This window comes from Methylobacterium dankookense (assembly GCF_902141855.1).
Taxonomy (GTDB): Bacteria; Pseudomonadota; Alphaproteobacteria; order Rhizobiales; family Beijerinckiaceae; genus Methylobacterium; species Methylobacterium dankookense.
Genome location: NZ_CABFVH010000024.1, coordinates 30,603 through 49,976, shown reverse-complemented (window position 1 = coordinate 49,976; position 19,374 = coordinate 30,603). Strand labels below are relative to the sequence as shown.

At 70.1% G+C, this 19,374-nt stretch carries 14 protein-coding genes; 9 read left to right on the top strand and 5 right to left on the bottom strand.

All coding sequences use genetic code 11. From position 1 onward, the window contains the following. The first annotated feature begins 13 nt into the window (after positions 1-13). From nosZ to MTDSW087_RS17575, 7 genes are all read left to right on the top strand, one after another. Positions 14-1,954: a TAT-dependent nitrous-oxide reductase gene (gene nosZ / locus MTDSW087_RS17605; RefSeq protein ID WP_144766086.1), complete on the top strand. Its 1,941-nt coding sequence runs from the start codon at positions 14-16 to the stop codon at positions 1,952-1,954. A gap of 2 nt (positions 1,955-1,956) precedes the next feature. Further along, positions 1,957-3,345 carry a nitrous oxide reductase family maturation protein NosD gene (locus MTDSW087_RS17600; RefSeq protein ID WP_144766084.1) on the top strand — a complete coding sequence of 463 codons (1,389 nt, stop codon included), beginning with the start codon at positions 1,957-1,959 and terminating at the stop codon, positions 3,343-3,345. Further along, positions 3,342-4,259 (top strand): ABC transporter ATP-binding protein, encoded by a 918-nt coding sequence (locus MTDSW087_RS17595; RefSeq protein WP_144766082.1) that lies wholly within the window; start codon positions 3,342-3,344, stop codon positions 4,257-4,259. The genes MTDSW087_RS17600 and MTDSW087_RS17595 overlap by 4 nt, the downstream gene beginning before the upstream one ends. Next, entirely contained in the window at positions 4,256-5,086 is an 831-nt protein-coding gene (locus MTDSW087_RS17590) for an ABC transporter permease (RefSeq protein ID WP_144766080.1), read from the top strand. The genes MTDSW087_RS17595 and MTDSW087_RS17590 overlap by 4 nt, the downstream gene beginning before the upstream one ends. Next, positions 5,083-5,667 carry a nitrous oxide reductase accessory protein NosL gene (locus MTDSW087_RS17585; RefSeq protein ID WP_144766078.1) on the top strand — a complete coding sequence of 195 codons (585 nt, stop codon included), beginning with the start codon at positions 5,083-5,085 and terminating at the stop codon, positions 5,665-5,667. Before MTDSW087_RS17590 ends, MTDSW087_RS17585 begins: the two co-directional genes overlap by 4 nt. 48 nt (positions 5,668-5,715) lie before the next feature. Next, a complete protein-coding gene (locus tag MTDSW087_RS17580) occupies positions 5,716-6,747 on the top strand; it encodes an FAD:protein FMN transferase (RefSeq protein WP_238178802.1) in 1,032 nt (343 codons plus the stop codon). A gap of 387 nt (positions 6,748-7,134) precedes the next feature. Continuing rightward, the gene (locus tag MTDSW087_RS17575) at positions 7,135-7,875 is read left to right on the top strand and encodes a Crp/Fnr family transcriptional regulator (protein WP_144766074.1); all 741 of its coding nucleotides are present in this window, start codon (positions 7,135-7,137) and stop codon (positions 7,873-7,875) included. 8 nt (positions 7,876-7,883) lie between these two features. On the opposite strand, the gene MTDSW087_RS17570 is transcribed toward MTDSW087_RS17575, so the two are convergent. Both MTDSW087_RS17570 and MTDSW087_RS17565 read right to left on the bottom strand, forming a co-directional pair. Further along, positions 7,884-8,216, bottom strand: a complete 333-nt coding sequence (locus MTDSW087_RS17570; RefSeq protein WP_144766072.1) for a c-type cytochrome — start codon at positions 8,214-8,216, stop codon at positions 7,884-7,886. Continuing rightward, positions 8,216-9,028, bottom strand: coding sequence for a universal stress protein (locus MTDSW087_RS17565; protein ID WP_144766070.1), 813 nt, complete (start codon positions 9,026-9,028; stop codon positions 8,216-8,218). Before MTDSW087_RS17565 ends, MTDSW087_RS17570 begins: the two co-directional genes overlap by 1 nt. A 779-nt stretch (positions 9,029-9,807) precedes the next feature. Between MTDSW087_RS17565 and MTDSW087_RS17560 the strand changes: the two genes are divergently transcribed. Further along, the gene (locus tag MTDSW087_RS17560; RefSeq protein WP_144766068.1) at positions 9,808-10,044 is read left to right on the top strand and encodes a hypothetical protein; all 237 of its coding nucleotides are present in this window, start codon (positions 9,808-9,810) and stop codon (positions 10,042-10,044) included. Positions 10,045-10,112: 68 nt separating this feature from the next. Then, positions 10,113-10,493 carry a response regulator gene (locus tag MTDSW087_RS17555; protein WP_144766066.1) on the top strand — a complete coding sequence of 127 codons (381 nt, stop codon included), beginning with the start codon at positions 10,113-10,115 and terminating at the stop codon, positions 10,491-10,493. An 841-nt stretch (positions 10,494-11,334) separates the two neighbouring features. Here MTDSW087_RS17555 and MTDSW087_RS30880 read toward each other — a convergent pair. From MTDSW087_RS30880 to MTDSW087_RS17535, 3 genes are all read right to left on the bottom strand, one after another. Then, positions 11,335-13,812: a GAF domain-containing protein gene (locus MTDSW087_RS30880; protein ID WP_238178804.1), complete on the bottom strand. Its 2,478-nt coding sequence runs from the start codon at positions 13,810-13,812 to the stop codon at positions 11,335-11,337. A gap of 226 nt (positions 13,813-14,038) precedes the next feature. After that, entirely contained in the window at positions 14,039-18,010 is a 3,972-nt protein-coding gene (locus tag MTDSW087_RS17540; protein ID WP_144766060.1) for a PAS domain S-box protein, read from the bottom strand. A 157-nt stretch (positions 18,011-18,167) separates the two neighbouring features. Further along, entirely contained in the window at positions 18,168-19,343 is a 1,176-nt protein-coding gene (locus MTDSW087_RS17535) for a YihY/virulence factor BrkB family protein (RefSeq protein ID WP_144766058.1), read from the bottom strand. Positions 19,344-19,374: the final 31 nt, after the last annotated feature.

Genomic DNA, 19,374 nt, shown 5'->3' with positions numbered 1-19,374 from the left:
ACAGGAGATCTGCATGTCTCAGGAAGACAAGCGCGCGGGGGTCAGCCGCCGGGGAATGCTCGGAACGACCGCGGCGGTCGCCGCGGCGGGGGCCGCGGGGGCCGTGGCCGGGCCGCACCTGAGAGGCGGCGGGTTGGTGGCGCCGGCCGAGGCGCAGACCAGGCCGGCCGCCGCGCAGGCGAGCGCACACAAGTCGGAGGTCAAGCCCGGGGAGCTTGACGAGTACTACGTGTTCTTCTCCAGCGGTCAGTCGGGCGAGGTCCGGATCATCGGTTGCCCGTCGATGCGCGAGCTCATGCGCATCCCCGTTTTCAACCGGGACAGCGCCACCGGCTGGGGCCAGACGAACGAGAGCCTGAAGGTCCTGACGGAGGGACTCCTGCCCGAGTATCGCGAGTTCCTGAAGGAGCGGGGCGGCACGTACCTGAACGGCGACCTGCATCACCCGCACCCGTCCTTTACCGACGGCACCTACGACGGACGCTACCTCTTCGCGAACGACAAGGCGAATACCCGCGTCTGCCGGATCCGCCTCGACGTCATGAAGTGCGACAGGATCATCCAGCTACCGAACCAGCACTCGGTGCACGGCCTCCGCGTCCAGAAGTATCCGAAGACCGGCTACGTGTTCTGCAACGGCGAGGACCGGGTGCCGATTCCCAACGACGGCAAGGTGCTCGACGACCCGAAGCAGTACTCGTCCATCTTCACGGCCGTCGACGGGGAGACCATGAAGGTCGCGTGGCAGATCCGCGTCGACGGAAACCTCGACAACGTCGACGCCGACTACCAGGGCAAGTACGCCTTCGCGACCTGCTACAATTCCGAGGAGGGCGTCACCCTCGCCGAGATGACGGCGAAGGAACAGGACTGGGTGGTCGTGTTCAACCTCAAGCGCATCGAGGATGCGGTGAGGAGCGGCGCTTACCAGACCCTCGGCGGCGTTCCCGTCCTCGACGGCCGGCACGGGTCCAAGCTGACCCGCTATATCCCGGTCTCGAACAGCCCGCACGGCATCAATACGGCGCCCGACGGCATCCACGTGGTGGCCAACGGCAAGCTCTCACCGACGGTCACGGTCTTCGACGTGCGCAGGTTCGACGACCTGTTCGACGACCGGATCAAGCCGCGCGACGTCGTCGTCGCGGAGCCGGAGCTCGGCCTCGGGCCGCTGCACACCGCCTACGACGGCAGGGGCAACGCCTACACGACGCTCTTCCTCGACAGCCAGGTCTGCAAGTGGAACATCGATCTCGCCAAGCGGGCCTTCGCGGGCGAGAAGGTCAATCCCGTCATCCAGAAGCTCGACGTCCATTACCAGCCCGGCCACAACCACACCTCGATGGGCCAGACCAAGGAGGCCGACGGCAAGTGGCTCATCTCGCTCAACAAGTTCTCGAAGGACCGCTACCTCAACGTCGGCCCCCTGAAGCCCGAGAACGACCAGCTCATCGACATCTCCGGCGACCGGATGGTGCTGGTGCACGACAGCCCGAGCTTCGCGGAGCCGCACGACGCCACCCTCGTCCACCGCTCCAAGGTCAACCCCGTCCACGTCTGGAAGCGCGACGACCCCTACTTCGCCGATGCCGTCCGGCAGGCGAAGGTCGACGGCGTCGACCTCATGGCGGACTCGAAGGTCGTCCGGGACGGCGACAAGGTGCGCGTCTACATGACCTCCGCCGCGCCGGCCTTCGGACTGGAGTCCTTCCAGGTCCGGCAGGGTGACGAGGTCACGGTCTACGTGACGAACGTGGACGACGTCGAGGACCTGACCCACGGCTTCTGCATCGTCAACTACGGCCTGAACATGGAGGTGGCTCCCCAGGCCACGGCGTCCGTCACGTTCAAGGCGAACAAGCCGGGGGTGTACTGGTACTTCTGCACCTGGTTCTGCCATGCGATGCACATGGAGATGAAGGGGCGGATGTTCGTCGAGCCGCGGGCGACCTGAGCATGCGCGCCGGCCGCCCCCTCCTGCTCGCCTGGTCGGCGGCGGTCGTCGCCGCCAGCCTCGGCGGCCCCGCCCGGGCCGCGCGCATCGACGTCGCGCCCGGGGCCGCTCTCCAGGCGGCCATCGACGGGGCCTCCGACGGGGACACCGTCGTCCTGCGTGGCGGGGAGCACCGCGGGGCGATCCGCGTCGGGCGGCGGCTCGTCGTCGAGGGCGAGCCGGGTGCGGTCGTGGTCGGCCCCGGCCACGGCAGCGTCGTCACGGTCACGGCGGCGGACGCGGTCGTCCGCCGCCTGACGGTCCGCGGCTCAGGCTCCGACCTTGAGCGCATGGATTCCGGGATCTTCGTGGAGAGGACCGCGCGGGGTGCCGTCGTCGAGGACAACCGGATCGAGGGGAACCTCTACGGCATCTACCTGCACGGCGCCGAGCGGGCCGTGGCCCGCCGCAACATCATCGTCGGCGTCCGGGAGGGCCGCATCAACGAGGCAGGGAACGGCGTCTCGGTCTGGAACGCGACCGGGGCCAAAGTCCTCGACAACGACGTTTCCTACGGCCGCGACGGCATCTTCGTGATCTCTAGCCGGCGCAACGTGTTCAGCGGCAACCGCTTCCGCGACCTGCGCTTCGCGGTGCACTACATGTACACCGACGACAGCGAGGTCCGGGACAACGTTTCGGTGGGCAACGCCGTCGGCTACGCCCTCATGTTCTCGCACCGGCTGAAGGTCGTCGGCAACGTGTCCGACGGCGACCGCGACCACGGCTTCCTGTTCAATTACGCCAACGCCTCCGAGGTCGCCGGAAACGCGGTGCTGGGCCGGCTGCAGCCGGCGGGGCGCTGGGCCGGGGCCGGCACGCGCGGCGGGGGTGAGCGTGACCACGCCGTGCCGGGCGACGCCGCGCCGGCCTCGACCGCCGGCCTCCGGCCGGGTCCCACCAAGTGCGTGTTCATCTACAACGCCAACCAGAACCGCTTCCGCGGCAACTGGTTCGAGGGCTGCGAGATCGGCATTCACTTCACCGCCGGCTCGGAGCGCAACGAGGTGTCCGGCAACGCCTTCGTGCGCAACCGGAACCAGGTGAAGTACGTCAGCACCCGCTACGTCGACTGGTCCAAGGACGGACGCGGGAACTATTGGAGCGACAACCCGGCCTTCGACCTGGACGGGGACGGCTTGGGCGACGGGGCATACCGGCCGAACGACCTGATGGACAAGGTCCTGTGGACCGCTCCCCAAGCCAAGGTGCTCGCGAACTCGCCCGCCGTGCAGGTGATCCGCTGGGCGCAGGCGCAGTTCCCCGCCCTGCTGCCCGGCGGGGTCGTCGACAGCCATCCGCTCATGAGTCCGCCGCCCCGGCCCAAGGCGTGCGGAGGAAGCCGCCGATGACTGCGACCATCGAGATCCGCGACGTCGTGAAGCGCTTCGGCAAGGTCGAGGCCGTCCGCCGCGTGTCGTTCGTCCTGGCCGAGGGCGAGACCGTCGCCCTGGTCGGGCACAACGGCGCCGGCAAATCCACGCTCATGAAGCTCATGCTCGGATTGATTCGCCCGACCGCCGGAAGCGTCTGGGTGCTGGGGGAGGATCCGGCCGCCGGCGAGTTCGCGGCGCGGCGCCGCCTCGGATACCTCCCGGAGAACGTGGCGTTCAACGCCGCCCTCACGGGCCGGGAGACCCTGGCCTTCTACGCCCGCCTGAAGCGGGAGGGCCGGACCGCGGTCGCCCCGCTGCTCGACCGCGTCGGGCTCGGCCCCGCGGCGGACCGGCGGGTCGGCACCTACTCGAAGGGCATGCGCCAGCGCCTGGGCCTCGCGCAGGCGCTGCTCGGGGAGCCACGCATCCTGCTCCTCGACGAGCCCACGACGGGGCTCGACCCAGCCCTCCGGCAGGTCTTCTACGAGATCGTTGAGGAGCTTCGCGGACGCGGCACGACCGTGCTGCTCTCGTCGCACGCCCTGACCGAGCTGGAGGAGCGTGCCGGCCGCGTCGTCATCATGAACCGGGGCGTCATGGCGGCCGACGGCACGCTCGACGCCCTCCGCCGCATCGCGCGGCTGCCCACCCGCATCCGCCTCACGGCGGAGACGGGGGTGCACGATCTAGCCGACCGCCTCTGGACCGACTGCCCGTGTCGACGGGTCGACGGGCGCGTCGTCGAGATCGAGGCCGCGCCGGGGCGGAAGATGGACATCCTGCGCGGCGTGATGGCGGCCGGGACGGCGGTCGAGGACATCGAGGTGGTGCCGCCGACCCTGGACCAGCTCTACGCCCACTTCCTCCGCTCGCAGGGGACCGCGCCGTGAGTAACGTCCTGACTGTGGCGCGCAAGGAGGTCCAGGAGGGGCTGCGGAATTGCTGGGTGCTCGCGACGACGCTCCTCTTGGCTGCGCTCGCCCTCACGCTCGCCTTCCTCGGCAGCGCGCCGACCGGGAACGTCGGCGTCCGCGCCCTCGACGTGGTCGTCGTGAGCTTGTCGAGCCTGACGATCTTCCTCCTGCCGCTGATCGCCCTCCTCATCTCGCACGACGCCATCGTCGGCGAGATGGAGCGCGGAACGATGCTGCTGCTCCTGAGCTACCCGGTCGGACGCCGGCAGGTGCTCCTGGGCAAGTTCCTCGGGCATCTCGCCATCCTGGGGTTCGCGACGCTCGTCGGCTACGGCGCGGCCGCCGTCGCGCTCGCCCTTTCCGGCACGCCCGTCGAGGCGGGCAGCTGGACGGCGTTCGCATCGATGATCGGCTCCTCGATCCTCCTCGGCGCCTCCTTCGTCGCGATCGGCTACCTTCTGAGCGCGCTCGCGCGCGAGCGGGGCACCGCGGCGGGCACGGCCGTCGGCATCTGGCTGGTCTTCGTCCTGATCTACGACATGGCCCTGCTGGGGGTGCTGGCGGTGGACCAGGGACAGACCCTAGCCGGAGGACTGCTCGACGCGCTCCTCCTGCTCAATCCGACTGATGCCTACCGCCTGTTCAATCTCGGCGGGACGGGCGACGTCGGGGCCTTCTCGGGGATGTCCGGCTTGACGAGGACCGCAGCCCTGAGCCCCCCGGCCCTCCTCGCGGCGCTGGCCGCCTGGACCCTTCTCCCGCTCGGCCTGGCGGCGCTCGTCTTCGACCGGAGGGAATTATGAACCGGGCCCTGCTCCTCGCCCTAGCCGCGGGCGCCCTCCTGCCCGCCGCCTGCAACGACCGCAAGCCCGCGGAGGCGCCGCCGCCCTTCGAGCTGACGGATGCCGCCATCGGCCGCTACTGCGGCATGAACGTGCTGGAGCACCCCGGCCCGAAGGGGCAGATCATCCTCGCGAGCCGCATCGAGCCGGTTTGGTTCTCCTCGGCGCGCGACACGATCTCCTTCACACGGCTCCCGGACGAGGCCAAGGACATCCGCGCCATCTACGTGTCGGACATGGCGAAGGCCCCGTCCTGGGAGCAGCCCGGCGCGACGAACTGGATCGACGCCCGAAAGGCAACGTTCGTCGTCGGCAGCCGGCTGAAGGGGGGCATGGGCGCGGGCGAAGCGGTGCCCTTCGGCGAGCGGGAGGGTGCCGAGGCTTTTGCCCGGGAGAACGGCGGCCGGGTCGTCGCGTTCGCGGAGATGGCCGACGGTGACGTGCTCGGCCCGGGCTCCGAGACGCCGGCCCCCACCGGGGACCCGGCCGGCCGGGACGACCGCGTCCCGCCAGGTACCGCCTCGGCAGGCCACGCGCGCTGAGGGAGGGGTGTCGTGCATCCAGGCTTGACGCGAAGGCGGTTCATCGGCGTGACGGCGGCCGCCGCGGGGCTCGGCCTTCTGCCGGTCGGCGGGCGCGGTCGCGCCGAGGCGAGCGTCGTCGACTGGCACGGCGAGGCCATGGGCGCGGTCGCCAGCTTGCGCATCCATCATTCCGACCGCGGAGCCGCCGAGGCGTTGATCCGGCGGGCGGTCGCCGAGGTGCGCCGTCTCGAACGCGTCTTCAGCCTGTACCGCGACGACTCCGCCCTCGTCGCGCTGAACCGGCATGGCATGCTCGCGGCCCCGCCTCCCGATCTCGTCGAGGTGCTCGCGCAGGCGCGGCACTACTGGCAGGCGACCCACGGGAGCTTCGACCCGAGCGTCCAGCCGCTCTGGACCCTCTACCGCGACCATTTCTCGACACCCGGGGCTGCCCCTTCCGGCCCCTCCTCCCAGTCGCGCGACGCGGCCCTCGCCCTGGTCGGCCTCGATGGGGTGGCCTTCGACCGGAACCGGATCGCCTTCCGCCGGAGGGGCATGGGTCTGACCCTCAACGGGATCGCGCAAGGCTACGCGACCGACCGGGTGGTGGGGATCCTCCGGGCCGGGGGAATCGTCAGCAGTCTGGTGGATTTGGGCGAGCCGCGGGCCTTGGGCCCGGCCCCCGACGGTCATCCCTGGCGGATCGGCATCGCAGACCCGGACGGGCTTGGCGCCATCGCCGAGACCGTCGAGGTCGCGGACCGTGCCGTCGCCACGTCGGGCGGCTACGGCTTCCGGTTCGACGCGGAGGGCCGCTTCAACCACCTCCTGGACCCGAAAAGCGGCCGCTCGGCCGCCTTGTACCGAAGCGTGACGGTCCTGCTTCCCGATGCGACCGGGGCGGATGCCCTCTCGACCGCCTTCAGCCTGCTTCCGAAGGAGGAAATCTCGTCCGTCCTGCACAGGCTCGGCGACGGCGAGGTCCGGCTCGTGACGGCCGGGGGCGAACGCATTGTCCTGTCTCCGCGCGGGCGCGAGGACCGCGCGGAGGCAGGAGGCGGGATGATACGGGCGGCCGCTCGGCTCGGCTGCGCGTGACACGACGCCCGACGGGCCGTTCCGAGCGTGTGCCAGCCGTGGTCTCCAGGCATAGACCTGTCAAGGATCGTCATTGCCTTGGCGGCCGCGGAGGGACCGGAGCGGGTTTCGGGGCGTGCTGACGCCGCGGTCGGCCCCCGTCGGTGGAACCTCCGCACGGGGGCGCCGGACTCTCGCGCGGGGCCCTTCCCACCGCAGGATCGACCTTCGAACGGGCACGGCGGATCCCCGCGGGGAAAGTCAGCTGGCGGAACGTCGCCACGGTGCTCACGGCCGGCTTGCCTCCCTTGCGGTGGATCAATGCAGCGCAGGCCGTAGACTGCATCTTGGCCGCGGGACGGGGTACCCGGGGCCGACCCGGTACGTCCCGCTCCCGAAGGAGGAGGCATGCTGGTCGATACGGGCTTGTGCGACAGGGCTGCGCACGTCTGCCACCACAGGCGCTCGGAGAACGGCTGCGTCGACTGCAAGGTCAGGCTGATCAGCGTCTGCTCCGTGCTGGCCCTGCCCGAGCTGGAGCAGCTTGAGGCGCTGAGCCAGCACCTCTCCCTAGACAAGGGGCAGGCCCTGTTCGGGCAGGGCGAGACAGCGAGCTCCGTCTTCAACGTCATCGAAGGGGCGCTGCGCCTGACCCGCCTGCTGCCCGACGGCCGGCGCCAGGTCATGGGCTTCGCCCTGCCGGGGGATTTCCTCGGGCTCGCCCTGCAGGAGCGTTACTCGGTCTCGGCCGAGGCGCTCGGGCCGGTGAAGACCTGCCGCTTCGCGCGCCACGACTTCGCGGCGATGGTCGAGGCCAAGCCGCACCTGCTCAGGAGCCTCCACGAGCGGGCCGGCTACGAACTGAGCCTGGCCCAGGACCAGATGCTGCTGCTCGGGCGCCGCACGGCCGAGGAGAAGGTCGCCGCCTTCCTGCTCTCGCTGCGCGACCGCTTCGCCCGGGCCGGTCACAGCTCCATCACGGTCGAGCTGCCGATGGGGCGCCAGGACATGGCGGATTACCTCGGCCTGACCATGGAAACGGTCAGCCGCATGCTGACGCGGCTCGACCGGGCGCACGCTATCCTGCTCGTGCCCGGCGGCGCGCGACTGCTCGACCCGGCCAAGCTTGAGCGCTTGGCCGCGAGCTGAGGCCTTCGTCAGCGCTCCAGCGTTTTCAGGTAGGCGATGAGCGCCTCGGCCTCGTCCGGGTCGAACCGGAATTCCGGCATCGTCGGATGGCCGGTGCGGATGCCCTCGGCCAGGGCCTCGGCCAGATCCTCGACCGGGTAGCGCTCGTGGAGCGACCGGAAGGGTGGGGCCTGCCGCAGCGGGCTCGCCCCCGTCCGCCCGACGGCATGGCATCCGGCGCAGTCCCGACGCGCCAGGGCTCGGCCGCGTTCGGCCTGCCTGTCCCAGGCGCTGGCGGGTTGTGTGAGGAGGACGGGCAGGAGCGCCAGCGCCCCCGCTGCCAGGGTGCGAACCGCGCGCATCAGTGGCTCATCAGGCAGCAGAGGGGCGACGTGCGCAGCATGGTCCGGGTCACGCCCCCGAACAGCCACTCCCGCATCCGGGAATGGCCGTAGCCTCCCATCACGACCAGGTCCGCGTCCTGGCGCTTCGCGAAGCGCAGGATCTCGTCGGCGGTCTCGCGAACGGGCGCGTTCCAGAGGTGAGTGGTGACGTGGGCACCGTGCCGGGCGAGCAGCTCGGAGACCTCCTCGGCCCCCTCGAACCGCGCCTCGCTGCCGGCCGCGGCGACGTGGACCTGGTCGGCCCGCCGGATGAAGGGCAAGGCGGCCGAAACGGCGCGGCGCGCCTCCGGCGCATCCTTCCAGGCGACGACGATGCGGGCGGCCTGGAGCCGCTCGACGCCCGGTGGGACGACCAGGACAGGGCGGCCCGCTTCCATCAATACGAGACCGGGGTCGACAGCCATGTCCTCCGCCCCTGGCCGACCCGCCTCACGGCCGACGACGACGAGGTCCGCGCCGCGCGCCTGACGCACGAGGAACGCCTCGGCCTCATCTTCGGCCTCCCGCCAGCCGGTACGGATGTCGCCGCCGGCCTCGTCCTCGAAGATGTCCCTGGCCCGTGCGAGCTCCTCGGCCAGCTTGGCCCGCTCCTCGTCGTAGGAGGATTGCGCCGACGCGATGTCGGCGGCCGGGCCGGGATGGGGGAGCTTGCGGGCGGCCACGCCCGTCAGCGTGGCCTCGAATCGCCTGGCGAGATCGGCGGCGAGGCGGACGCGGGCGGACGCCGCTTCGCCCCGATCGAGGGAAACCATGATGCTGGCGATTGACATGTGCGCCTCCGAGGCGTTCCGAACGTTGCGGGCGCACCTTGGCCCGGCCGGCGCATCCACGACCTTGATCCAGCTCAAGCAGCGCTCGCCACCGGTGCGCGACCGCGGCTCACGCGAAACAACCGGGGTGGAACGCGTCGCGCGGGTCCGGCGCATGATCCCCGTCGCCAAGCGACAGGCCGCCCACCCGCACGGGCGATGGGAAACGCGCCATCCGCGCGCCGGCGGCACGGCCGGTCTGGGCCCGGACCGTTGGCACCCCGGGGCCGACCTATGCCGGCCATCCATGTCGCCGCCCCGGCGGTCGAACTCGCCCACCCGGGCGGCGGGTAGGCAGAACCAAACTGGACGCCGCAGCGTGAGCCCCGCGTCCGGGCCCGAGGCCGGACTTGCCGAAAGGCGTGCCGCCACAACATCGGCGGTTGCCTCGATCCGGCGCCGCACGTTCCCGGACGTTCCCTCCGCCACTTGCTCGCTCAAGACCCTGCATATGCAGGGCTTTTTTGCTTCTCAGGCGGTAGCGTCCCCCGCGTGGTCCCCCACCCTATTGAGTGGAGTGCGGAGGCCGCTCCGGGCCCGGTCAGCAGCACCCATTATGGGGTCCTGGCTTAGCATGAGCATCACAGGCTGTTCCGAAGCCGCAAACACAAAGCCTCTAACCCACTGCTGAGCCTTGCACTTCCAGCAAATCGGGCTGGCTCAAGACGCAGAGCGCCCTCGCTTGCGTGGATGTCGCGGATCGCCATCTCCGCCGCACCCTCACAAACTGACAAACGACGATGCCCGACGAGCGCAGGCGCCGTATGGACGCGACAATCGCAGAGATCATCGAGCGAGAAGGTATGGCCCGCGAGCTGGCTACGCGCGCCCACGAACTTGCACAGCATGGGCATCATGCGACCGCGGAGCTGTTCAGGCAGATGGGCCGGCAGCAGCGCGTCAAAGGCATGGAGCTGCGCGGCAATCTGGGTGCCTCTGAGCTGTCAGAGGGAGAGCCTGCCGAGGACAGTGAGTAGGCTCCTACCGGCTTTCGCCTACTCCTAACATACGTGAACCATATACCTCCGCCGCGGTTGATCATTCTATGTCACCTGCCCTTCCGCCCTCCATCTCCGTCGTCTTGGTCGTCGAGGACGAAGCGCTCGTGCGTATGGTGGCGGTCGACATGCTGGAGGCTGCGGGCCTGACGGTCTTCGAGGCAGCCACGGCAGACGAGGCCTGGGCGATCCTGGAAAGCCGTGGCGACATCGGTGCGCTTTTCACCGATATCGAAATGCCTGGATCGATGAACGGCTTCGCACTGGCTAACCAAGTAGCCGAGCGCTGGCCTCACATCCGCTTGGTGTTGACCTCGGGGCGCTGCCAACTGGCCTCGCGCGATGTGCCCGATCACGGCATGTTCGTGCCCAAGCCCTATATGGCCGAGCATGTGCTCAGCGCGTTCGAAAGAGCCAGGCCCTTCTGAGATCGTCGTTATCTCTACTCTGGCCTACGGCGGCTTCCTGAGCCGCGGATGGCCACTGGCAGCCGCAAGCCGTTTTCAGACGCTGATCAGCCTGCTCCAGGAGCCGCCGCGAGGTGATGAGATCCCCGGATGCGTGGGCGCGATCGGCAGCGGCCACGTCGCGGCGCGCGAGCCAGCACAGCAGAACGGCATGGACGCGTCGAGGCGGATTGAGCATGAGGCTGCTCAGGTCAAAAGCTGTCGCATGCAAACTGCATGCGCCTTGGAACGCTGCGTCGCAACTAGCGTTGTTGCGGCGCAGCGTTTCCTCTGAACCTTCTGAAGGAACGAGGCAGCCGATCCCTCATGGGCTTTTCCTCCTAATACTTCTATGCTGTCCTCCGAGGCAGCATTTTTTGGTCAGGCCTTCGCCGCTAGCTAAGCCAAGTCAACATGCGACGGCGCAGCAGAGCTTACCCCGCTGTGCCGATATCACCTAAGCTTGGCCTGACGGGGTGCCTACTTGTTGCCGCTCTTCCTGCCTGAACCCTTTTGACCGCCAGAAGCGCCCTCCTCAGCATCGCCCTGCGCGCCCTCGACGTTGTTCGCTCCGCGATCTGGGTCAGCAGCTCGTCGGTCTTCTTCTCCTCGCCCGCAACCTGCTCGTCGTGGTCACCGCGGTGGCGGGCCGCACACCGCGACAGAGTGGCTCCGTGGATGCGTTCGAGGAGCGGCTACAGGCGCTCAGCCGGGCGCAGTCGGGGCGACCAGGGTTGAGGGACGGCGCGGTGCAACGACCGGATAAGGCGCCAAGTTTCAGCTTGGCGGCAAGGCTCGCCGTCCCGCCGGCCGCATATCGGCTTCAACCTTCGTCCTGGAAGTTGCGCAGGGGCGCCTCGACGACGCAGGTCACGCCGTCGGGAAGGTAGTCCAGCGCGAGGACGCCGCCGACCTGACCGGTCAAACCGCGCTCGATCAACCGCGTCCCGAAGCCCTTGCGGGCCGGCGGCTCGACTGGGGGGCCACCGCGCTCGCGCCACGATAGCCTCAGCACGGGGCCGCCGTCGCCCTCGGAGATGGACCAGTACAGCTCCACCCGACCGTTCGCGACCGAGAGCGCGCCATACTTCACGGCATTGGTGGTCATCTCGTGCAGCATCAGCGCGAGCGAGAGGGCCGCCTTCGCGCCGACCTCCAACTCGGGTCCGGCGACATGCACGCGGTCGGACGCACCTTCGAGGGCCCCGATGCCTTCCCGCACGACCGCTGCGAGCGGGGCGCGTTCGGCAACGCCTCCGAGCAGGATGTCGTGCGCCTTGCCCAATGCGACGAGGCGTCGGGCCAAGACCCCGCGCACCGTCTCGACGTCGTTGGCCCCTCGGAGGGTCTGCGCCACGACCGCCTGCACCATCGAAATAAGGTTCTTCATGCGGTGCGAGAGCTCGTGGTTGAGCAGGCGCTGCCGCTCCTCGGCCCGCAGCCGGGCGACGCCGACCTCGACCCGGTCGGCGATCGCGCGCAGGAATTCAAGCTCCTGCGCGGTCCAGGTCCGGGGCACTCGGTCATGCACGAAGAACAGCGCCACGGTCCTGCCGCGCTCGCGCAACGGGGTGTCGACGAACGCTGCCACATCCATGGTCCGCAGCGCCGGCATGGACGCAGCCGTGCGCGGGTCCACGGCGGCGTCGTTGACCACGAGGGGCTCGCCACGCATGAGCCCTTGGTGGAAGTCGCCGTAGTCGGCGAAGCGGTGCTGGCCGGCGACGCTTGCCTGACCCGGTGCAGTCCAGTCCGGCTCGATGCTCAGGTGCTCGCCCACGGCGTCGATCCGGCCGAAGCCGGCCCGGCTGGCACGTAGGGCCATGCCGGCGACCTCGGCCGCTACCCGCGTCACCTCGGCAACCTCCGTAAGATCGCGCAGCCGGTCGCCGAGCCCCAGCAGCACGGCCTTGAACCGCTCGCTCTCGGCGAGCGCGTCACGGTCGGCCCGCTGCTCGGTGATGTCGCGGGCCACGCCGACGAAGCGTACCGGCTTGCCGGCCTGATCGTATTCGAGCTCGCCCTTGCGGGCGATCCAGCGCAGTTCGCCGGTGTCCGGCCGGCGGACGCGGTACTCCACGTCGCGCGGTGCCTTCCCGCTCCGTCGCGATGCCGCCGTCGAGATCAGATGCGCGTCCTCGGGGATGATGAGCTCCTCGAACGCCGTGGACGGGTAGCTGTCGCGCGGGGCCAGGCCGTAGAGGCGGCAGAACTCGGGCGTGGCGTGCAGGATGCCGTCGAGTCCTATGGAGAACACGCCCACGCCGCCGGCCTCTTGAGCGCGTCGCAACCGGATCTCGGCCTCGCGCCGGGCCTCGGCCTCGGCCACCTCTGCGAGCCCGGCCGACACGGTGCCGGCGAGGACCTCGGCGAGCTTCAGGTCCATCGCGGTGAAGGCGCCGCGCCGGCTCGATTGCAGCTTGAGTACCCCGACCGCCCTGCCGGCCTGCCTGACCGGGACGAGGATGCAGGAGCGCAGGCGGAGGGACTCCACGAGGTCCCGCTTGACGCGCGGATCCTTCAGCACGTCCGGCACCAGGATGGGCTCGCCGGCGAGCAGGCATGCGCCCGCGAGGCTGCCGTCGAGCGGTAGCCGGAGGCCGGCGTGCGGGACGAGCACGCCCTTGGTCGCGCGGTAGACGAGTTCCTCGCCCTCGCGCGCCTCGATGACGGCTCCTTCGGCATGGGGCAGGGCCTGCATCGCGCCGGTCACAAGAGCGTCGAGAATGGCCTCGATGTCGCCCTTTGCCCCGGACATGGCGGCCTGGGCGCGGATCAGCTCCTCGCTCTGGCCGAGCAGGCGGCGATGATCGGCCAGCGCCCGGCGTAGCTCCAGCTGCGCCATGACCTGCCCGGCGAGCGCGCGCAGGGACTCGGCCTGACGCTGCGTCAGGCCCGCCGGGCGGGCCTCGACGTCGATGACGCAGAGGCTGCCCAGCACCATGCCGTCCGGCGTCCGCAGGGGAGCGCCGGCGTAGAACCGGATGCGCGGCCCTCCGGTGACGAGGGGATTGGAGCGCGTGCGCGGGTCGAGGCTCAGGTCGGGGATGACGAGCAGATCGGGCTCGACCAGGGCATGGGCGCAGACGGATGCGTTCAGGTCCGTTCCACACTCGGGAAAGCCGAGGCGGGCCTTGAACCACTGCCGGTCGCCGGCGACGAGGCTGACTAAAGCGACCGGGGTCTCGCAGATGTTGCGGGCGAGCAGGACGATGTCGTCGAACCCTTGCTCCGGCGCGGTGTCGAGGATGTCGTAGGCGGCCAGGGCTGCGAGCCGGGCCGGGTCGACGACGTTGTCCAAGGTCGCTTCAGGTACGTTCATCGGGGGGCCGGCACGAGGGGCCCCGCGCGGTCTCGACGGGCGCGGGGTGACATGGTCGGGTTCGGGCCATCCCTTGCCTATTAGCACCCGAGAGGCAACGCATGCACACCGTACCGACAGCGCGGAAGCGGCGCCTGGTGCAGCCTTCGCTGGCGCGGGACGCCGAGACGGCGGGGGATCCGCCGCCCGAGCCCCGGCAGGGGCGTCAGGGCGCCGCGATGAGGTCCTTGATGCGGGAGGCGAGCGCCTCCATCACGAAGGGCTTGGTCAGGACCGCCATGCCCGGCTCAAGGTGCCCGTTGCCGACGGCCGCGTTCTCGGCGTAGCCGGTGATGAACAGCACCTTCAGGCCGGGGCGGTTCACGCGCCCGGCATCGGCCATCTGGCGTCCGTTCATGCCGCCCGGCAGGCCAACGTCGGTGACCAGCAGGTCGATGCGCACGTCCGACTGCAACACCTTCAGACCGGAGGCCGCGTCCGCGGCCTCGACGGCCGTGTAACCCAGGTCCTCCAGGACCTCGGTGACGAGCATGCGGATGCTCGGCTCGTCGTCCACGATGAGCACCGTCTCGCCCTGCTCGGCGCGCGGGGCCGAGGCGAGGTCCGGCAGGCCTTCGGCACCCTCTGCGACGCCGTAGTGGCGCGGCAGGTAGATGCACATGGTCGTGCCCTGCCCGACCTCCGAGTAGATGCGCACCTGTCCGCCCGATTGCCGGGCGAACCCATAGATCATGGATAGGCCGAGGCCGGTGCCCTGACCGGTCGGCTTGGTGGTGAAGAACGGGTCGAAGGCGCGGGCGATGACGTCGGGCGTCATGCCCGTTCCCGTGTCGGTGACGCAGAGCGAGAGGTACTGCCCCGGCGGAAGGTCGCGCTCCCGGGCGGCGCGCTCGTCGAGCCACTTGTTGGCCGTCTCGACCGTGATGCGGCCCCCGTCCGGCATGGCGTCGCGGGCGTTGATGCAGAGGTTCAACAGCGCGTTCTCAAGCTGCGGCGGGTCGACGAGCGCCGGCCAGAGGCCTGCGGCCCCGACCACCTCGATGTGGATGGCGGGCCCGACCGTCCGCCGGATCAACTCCTCCATGCCGTGGATCAGCGCGTTCACGTTCGTCGGCTTCGGGTCGAGCGTCTGCCGCCGCGAGAAGGCCAGCAGCCGGTGGGTCAGCGCCGCGGCCCGCTTGGCCGCCCCTTGCGCGGCCGTCATGTAGCGATCGAGGTCGGTCAGCCGTCCCTGGCTCATCCGGGTCTGCATCAACTCCAGCGACCCCGAGATGCCGGTGAGCAGGTTGTTGAAGTCGTGGGCGATGCCGCCGGTGAGCTGGCCGACGGCTTCCATCTTCTGAGCTTGGCGCAACGCCGCCTCGGTCCGGGCGAGCGCCTCGGCGGCCTCCTTCTCGGCCTGCACGTCGCGTCCGACCGCGTGGATGAACCTCTCGTCCGGCACGGCGGTCCAGGACAGCCAGCGGTAGCTGCCGTCCTTGGCGCGGTAGCGGTTCTCGAAGCGCAAGGTGGTAATGCCCTGCGCGAGCTTGCCGACCTCCGCGAGCGTCGGCGCCACGTCGTCGGGGTGGACGAGGCTCATGAAGTCGCCGCCGACCAGCTCGGCCCCGCTCCAGCCGAACAGTGTAGTCCAGGCCGGGTTGACGGCCTCGATCCGGGCCTGGAAGTCGGCCACCAGCATGACGTCGGTCGAGAGCCGCCACATCCGGTCGCGGTCGCGCGTACGCTCCCCGACCTGCTGCTCCAGGGTTTCGTTGAGGCGCTCCAGCTGCGCCACCGCGCGCCTTCGGTCCTCGATGTCGGTGTTCGTGCCGATCCAGCGCGTGATGAACCCTTCGGCCCCGCGGATCGGCTCCGCACGGACGAGGAACCAGCGGTAGGTCCCGTCGGCACGGCGGATGCGGAACTCGGTCTCGTAATTGGCACCCGAGGCAAGTGCGGCCGCCCAGGCCCGCCCCGCGGCCTCAACGTCGTCCGGATGCACGATGGAGGCCCATGCCGTCCCGTCGAGGCCGCCCGGCGCGGCACCGCTGTAGGCGTAGACCTGTTCGTTGAACCAGTAGAGCCCGCCGTTCGCGTCGGCGGCCCAGACGTGGTTCGGCATGGCCTGGGCGAAGACCCGGAACTGCTCCTCACTCTCGCGCCGGCGCGCCTCGGCGCGGAACCGCTCGATGGCGGCGCGGGTGCGCTCGGCGACATCACGAACGAAGGCGAGCTTGTCGGTGCGCCAATCGCGGACCTGTCGGTCGTGCAGGAAGAACAGGGCCACGATGCGCCCGTGTTCCAGCACCGGAACGTTGATCAGGGCACGGACGCCGATGGCCAGGAGCGGGCCCGGGTTGCCCGCGGTGCGCGGGTCGGTCGTCACGTCCGGGATGACGATCTCTCGGCCTTCCTCCAGGCCGGCGCGGACATCGCCGTAGTCGTCGAAGCGGTGGCGTCCGGCGACGCTCGGCACGCCCGGAGCCGTCCAGTCCCGCTCGATCTCGATGTGCTCCAGCGTCTCGTCGACCGTGCCGTAGCCTGCGCGGTCCAGCCCGAGCGTGCTTGCCATGACCTCGGCAGCGACGTGGGCCATGCTGGCCGTATCGGGACAGGTCCGAAGACGGTCGCCGAGGTCGATCAAGGCCGTGCGGAACGCCTCCTGCCGGCGGCGTTCCGTGAGGTCGCGGGTGACGGTGCCGTAGCCGGTGACCGCCCCGTCGACGTCGCGGACGGGGAAGATGGTGTAGTGGACCGGGACGGCCGCGCCGGTCGCGAAGTTGCGGAAGGCGAGGTCGCCTTCCCAGAAGCCGCTCTCGCGCGCCGCCGGAAGCGCCTCGTCCAGCACCGTCGGCCTGTCTCCGGGCTCGAAAAAATCCACCAGGTTATAACGGCGGGCTTCCTCCAGGCTCGCGAGACCGACGAGCCTGCGCCCCGCCTCGTTCAGGAATTCGGCGGTACCCTGCTCGTCGGCGATGCCGATGAAGTCGCTCGACTGCTCGACGAGGGCCGCGAGCCGCCGTGCCCGCGCCTCGGCGGTTCGGGCCTCGGTGACGTCGCGGACCGTGCCGACGAAACGCACGGGCACGCCGTCCCGGAAGACGGTGTTCCCCCGTGCGGCCAGTACGCGCTCCACGCCGTCGTGCCGGTCGACGACCCGGTACTCGATATCGAAGCCCTCGGAGGACCCGATGGCTGCTTGGACGGCGCGGTCCGCGCGTTCCCGGTCGTCCGGGTGCACGCCAGGCAGGAACGCGCCCTCGTAGGAGACCGGGTCGTCGGCCGACAGCCCGAACAGGGCGCGGGTCCGCGCGTCCCAGGTGAGCGCACCGGTGAGAAGGTCGTAGTCGTAGATGCCGGTGCCCGCCCCCTCCAAGGCGAGCCGGAGCCGGTCCTCGGCCTCCTGCAGGTCGGCCTGCGCGGCCTGGCGCTCGGCGATGTCGGTGACCATGACGAAGATGCCGTCGACGGTCCCGTCCGCGGCCCGGCGCGGGATGTAGCGGATCTCCGATTGGCGGCTCGCGCCGTCGCGGTAGGGCGTCGGCCCGTCGAAGGTGATGTCCTCTCCGGCGAGCGCCCGCGCCATGAGGGGCAGCCGCGCCTGGTAGACCGCCTCGCCGACGACATCGCGCACCGGCCGGTTCAGGATCTCGCTCGCGGGCTGCCCGAACCAGGTCTCGTAGTGCCGGTTCGCGAACCGGTAGACGTGATCCTGGTCGATGAAGCTGATGAGCACCGGCAGCGCGTCGGTGACGACCTGGAGCTCGTCGCGGACGCGGCGTGTCTCGCCCTCGCTCGCCGTCGCCTCGGTGCGGTCGCGCAGGATCTTGAGGAAGCCCAGGTCCGCGCCGTCCGGCGAGCGCAGGGGCATCAACTCGCCGCTCGCCCAGAAGCGGGTGCCGTCCTTGCGCAGGTGCCAACGCTCGTCTGCCGCGCGCCCGGTCTGGGCAGCCTGCCGCATCTCGACCGCGGGCCGGTCGGCCGCGCGGTCCTCGGGCGTGAAGAAGGTGGCGGAGGGTTGTCCGACCATCTCGCCTGCCGTCCAGCCGAGGATGCGCTGGGCGCCCGGGTTCCAGGCGGTGATTCGCCCTTCCTGGTCGATGGTGATGATGGCGAAGTCGACAGCGCTGTCGAAGATCGCTTGGTAGGGGACCTGGGCCGGCCCGTCAGGCGTGCGTCGGGAAGAGGCGGTCAAGACAGGGTTTCGCGTCGGGTTCTGGATGACTGCGGACGCCCGACGGAGATGGGAGCCGCTTGCTTGTCATATGCAGCGAGGCGTAGGCCGACCAGTGAGGCTACGCAATCGCCGACTGCCGGACCGCGCCCCAGGCGGGCGACAACGTCGCGCGCGGTCAAGCGGATGCTGCGACGGTGTCTGCCATGCGGGCCTGCCGGGCTCCGAGCGGCTTCTCGCCGCCGACCGTGGTGTCGCGCGCGGTCTGATGCTCCATCTCGGCGTTGAGCTCGGCCCCGAGCAGCACCACCGTCGTGGACAGCCAGATCCAGGTCATGAAGCCGATGGCCGCTCCCAGCGAGCCGTAGGTCTCGTTGTAGCTGCCGAAGTTGGCCACGTACCAGGAGAACAGCCCCGATACGATCAGCCAGAGCACGCCGGCCAGCGCGCTGCCCCAGGTCACCCAGCGCCACTTCGGCTTCCTGCGGCTGGGTCCGTAGCGGTACAGCACGGCCAAGGTCCCAATGACGAGGAGCAGCAGGGCTGGAAAGCGCAGGAGCGCGATGTACCAGGCCTTCTGGTCGAGTCCGAGCACCTGAAGCGCGGCGGGCACCACCACGATGCCGGTCAGCGCCAGCACGACGAACAGCAGCGCGCCTGCCGTGAAGGCGAGCGACTGCAGGTTCAGAATCACGATCGAGCGCTTCTCCTCCTCCTCGTAGGCGATGTTCAGCGCGTCGAAGATCGCCTTCATCCCTCCGTTCGCGCTCCAGAGCGAGATCAGGATGCTGATCACGGCGGTGAGCCCGAGCGTGCCGTCGCCCTTGGCAGTCAGCCGCTTCACTTGGCCACCGATGATGTCGATGGCGCCGTCCGGGAAGAGGCCGCGCATCTCGTTCAGGTGCGTGTTGATGGTGCTGGCATCCGCGACCGCGCCGTAGATGGAAACGAGGGCGGCGATGGCCGGGAACAGGGCTAGGATGGCGTAGAAGGTGACGCCGGCAGCGACCAGCAGGATGCGGTCGTTGGAGAACTCCCGGTAGAGGCGCAGCGCGATGTCCTTCCAACCCTTGGCGGGGATCTCGGAAGGCGCATCCGCCTTGCGCCCCCGTCCCGGCTCACGCTCGGCCACGCGCTCGGCCGCGGCGCCCTCGTGCGAGGCGGGCCCGTCCTCGGTCCCGAGCTTCCGGTCGTCCTTCCGGGCACCGCTAGCCGCGGACAAGCAGCCTGCTCTGGAGCGCCTCGGCAGGGCGACCAAGCCGACGAGGGCCGCGCCCAGGAACACGGTCCACAGGGCCGAGGAGGCCTGCCCTGGCTGGGCGGGAGGCGGCGGCGGGATAGGCTGGTCCGACATGGCTCACCGAGGCGCAGGGCTCAGGCTCGGC

What these genes read in the sequence shown, in the direction of transcription:
- nosZ (WP_144766086.1), top strand. Translation starts at nt 14, where the DNA reads ATGTCTCAGGAAGACAAGCGCGCGGGGGTCAGCCGCCGGGGAATGCTC.
- MTDSW087_RS17600 (WP_144766084.1), top strand. Translation starts at nt 1,957, where the DNA reads ATGCGCGCCGGCCGCCCCCTCCTGCTCGCCTGGTCGGCGGCGGTCGTC.
- MTDSW087_RS17595 (WP_144766082.1), top strand. Translation starts at nt 3,342, where the DNA reads ATGACTGCGACCATCGAGATCCGCGACGTCGTGAAGCGCTTCGGCAAG.
- MTDSW087_RS17585 (WP_144766078.1), top strand. Translation starts at nt 5,083, where the DNA reads ATGAACCGGGCCCTGCTCCTCGCCCTAGCCGCGGGCGCCCTCCTGCCC.
- MTDSW087_RS17575 (WP_144766074.1), top strand. Translation starts at nt 7,135, where the DNA reads ATGCTGGTCGATACGGGCTTGTGCGACAGGGCTGCGCACGTCTGCCAC.
- MTDSW087_RS17570 (WP_144766072.1), bottom strand. Translation starts at nt 8,216, where the DNA reads ATGCGCGCGGTTCGCACCCTGGCAGCGGGGGCGCTGGCGCTCCTGCCC.
- MTDSW087_RS17565 (WP_144766070.1), bottom strand. Translation starts at nt 9,028, where the DNA reads ATGTCAATCGCCAGCATCATGGTTTCCCTCGATCGGGGCGAAGCGGCG.
- MTDSW087_RS17560 (WP_144766068.1), top strand. Translation starts at nt 9,808, where the DNA reads ATGCCCGACGAGCGCAGGCGCCGTATGGACGCGACAATCGCAGAGATC.
- MTDSW087_RS17555 (WP_144766066.1), top strand. Translation starts at nt 10,113, where the DNA reads ATGTCACCTGCCCTTCCGCCCTCCATCTCCGTCGTCTTGGTCGTCGAG.
- MTDSW087_RS17535 (WP_144766058.1), bottom strand. Translation starts at nt 19,343, where the DNA reads ATGTCGGACCAGCCTATCCCGCCGCCGCCTCCCGCCCAGCCAGGGCAG.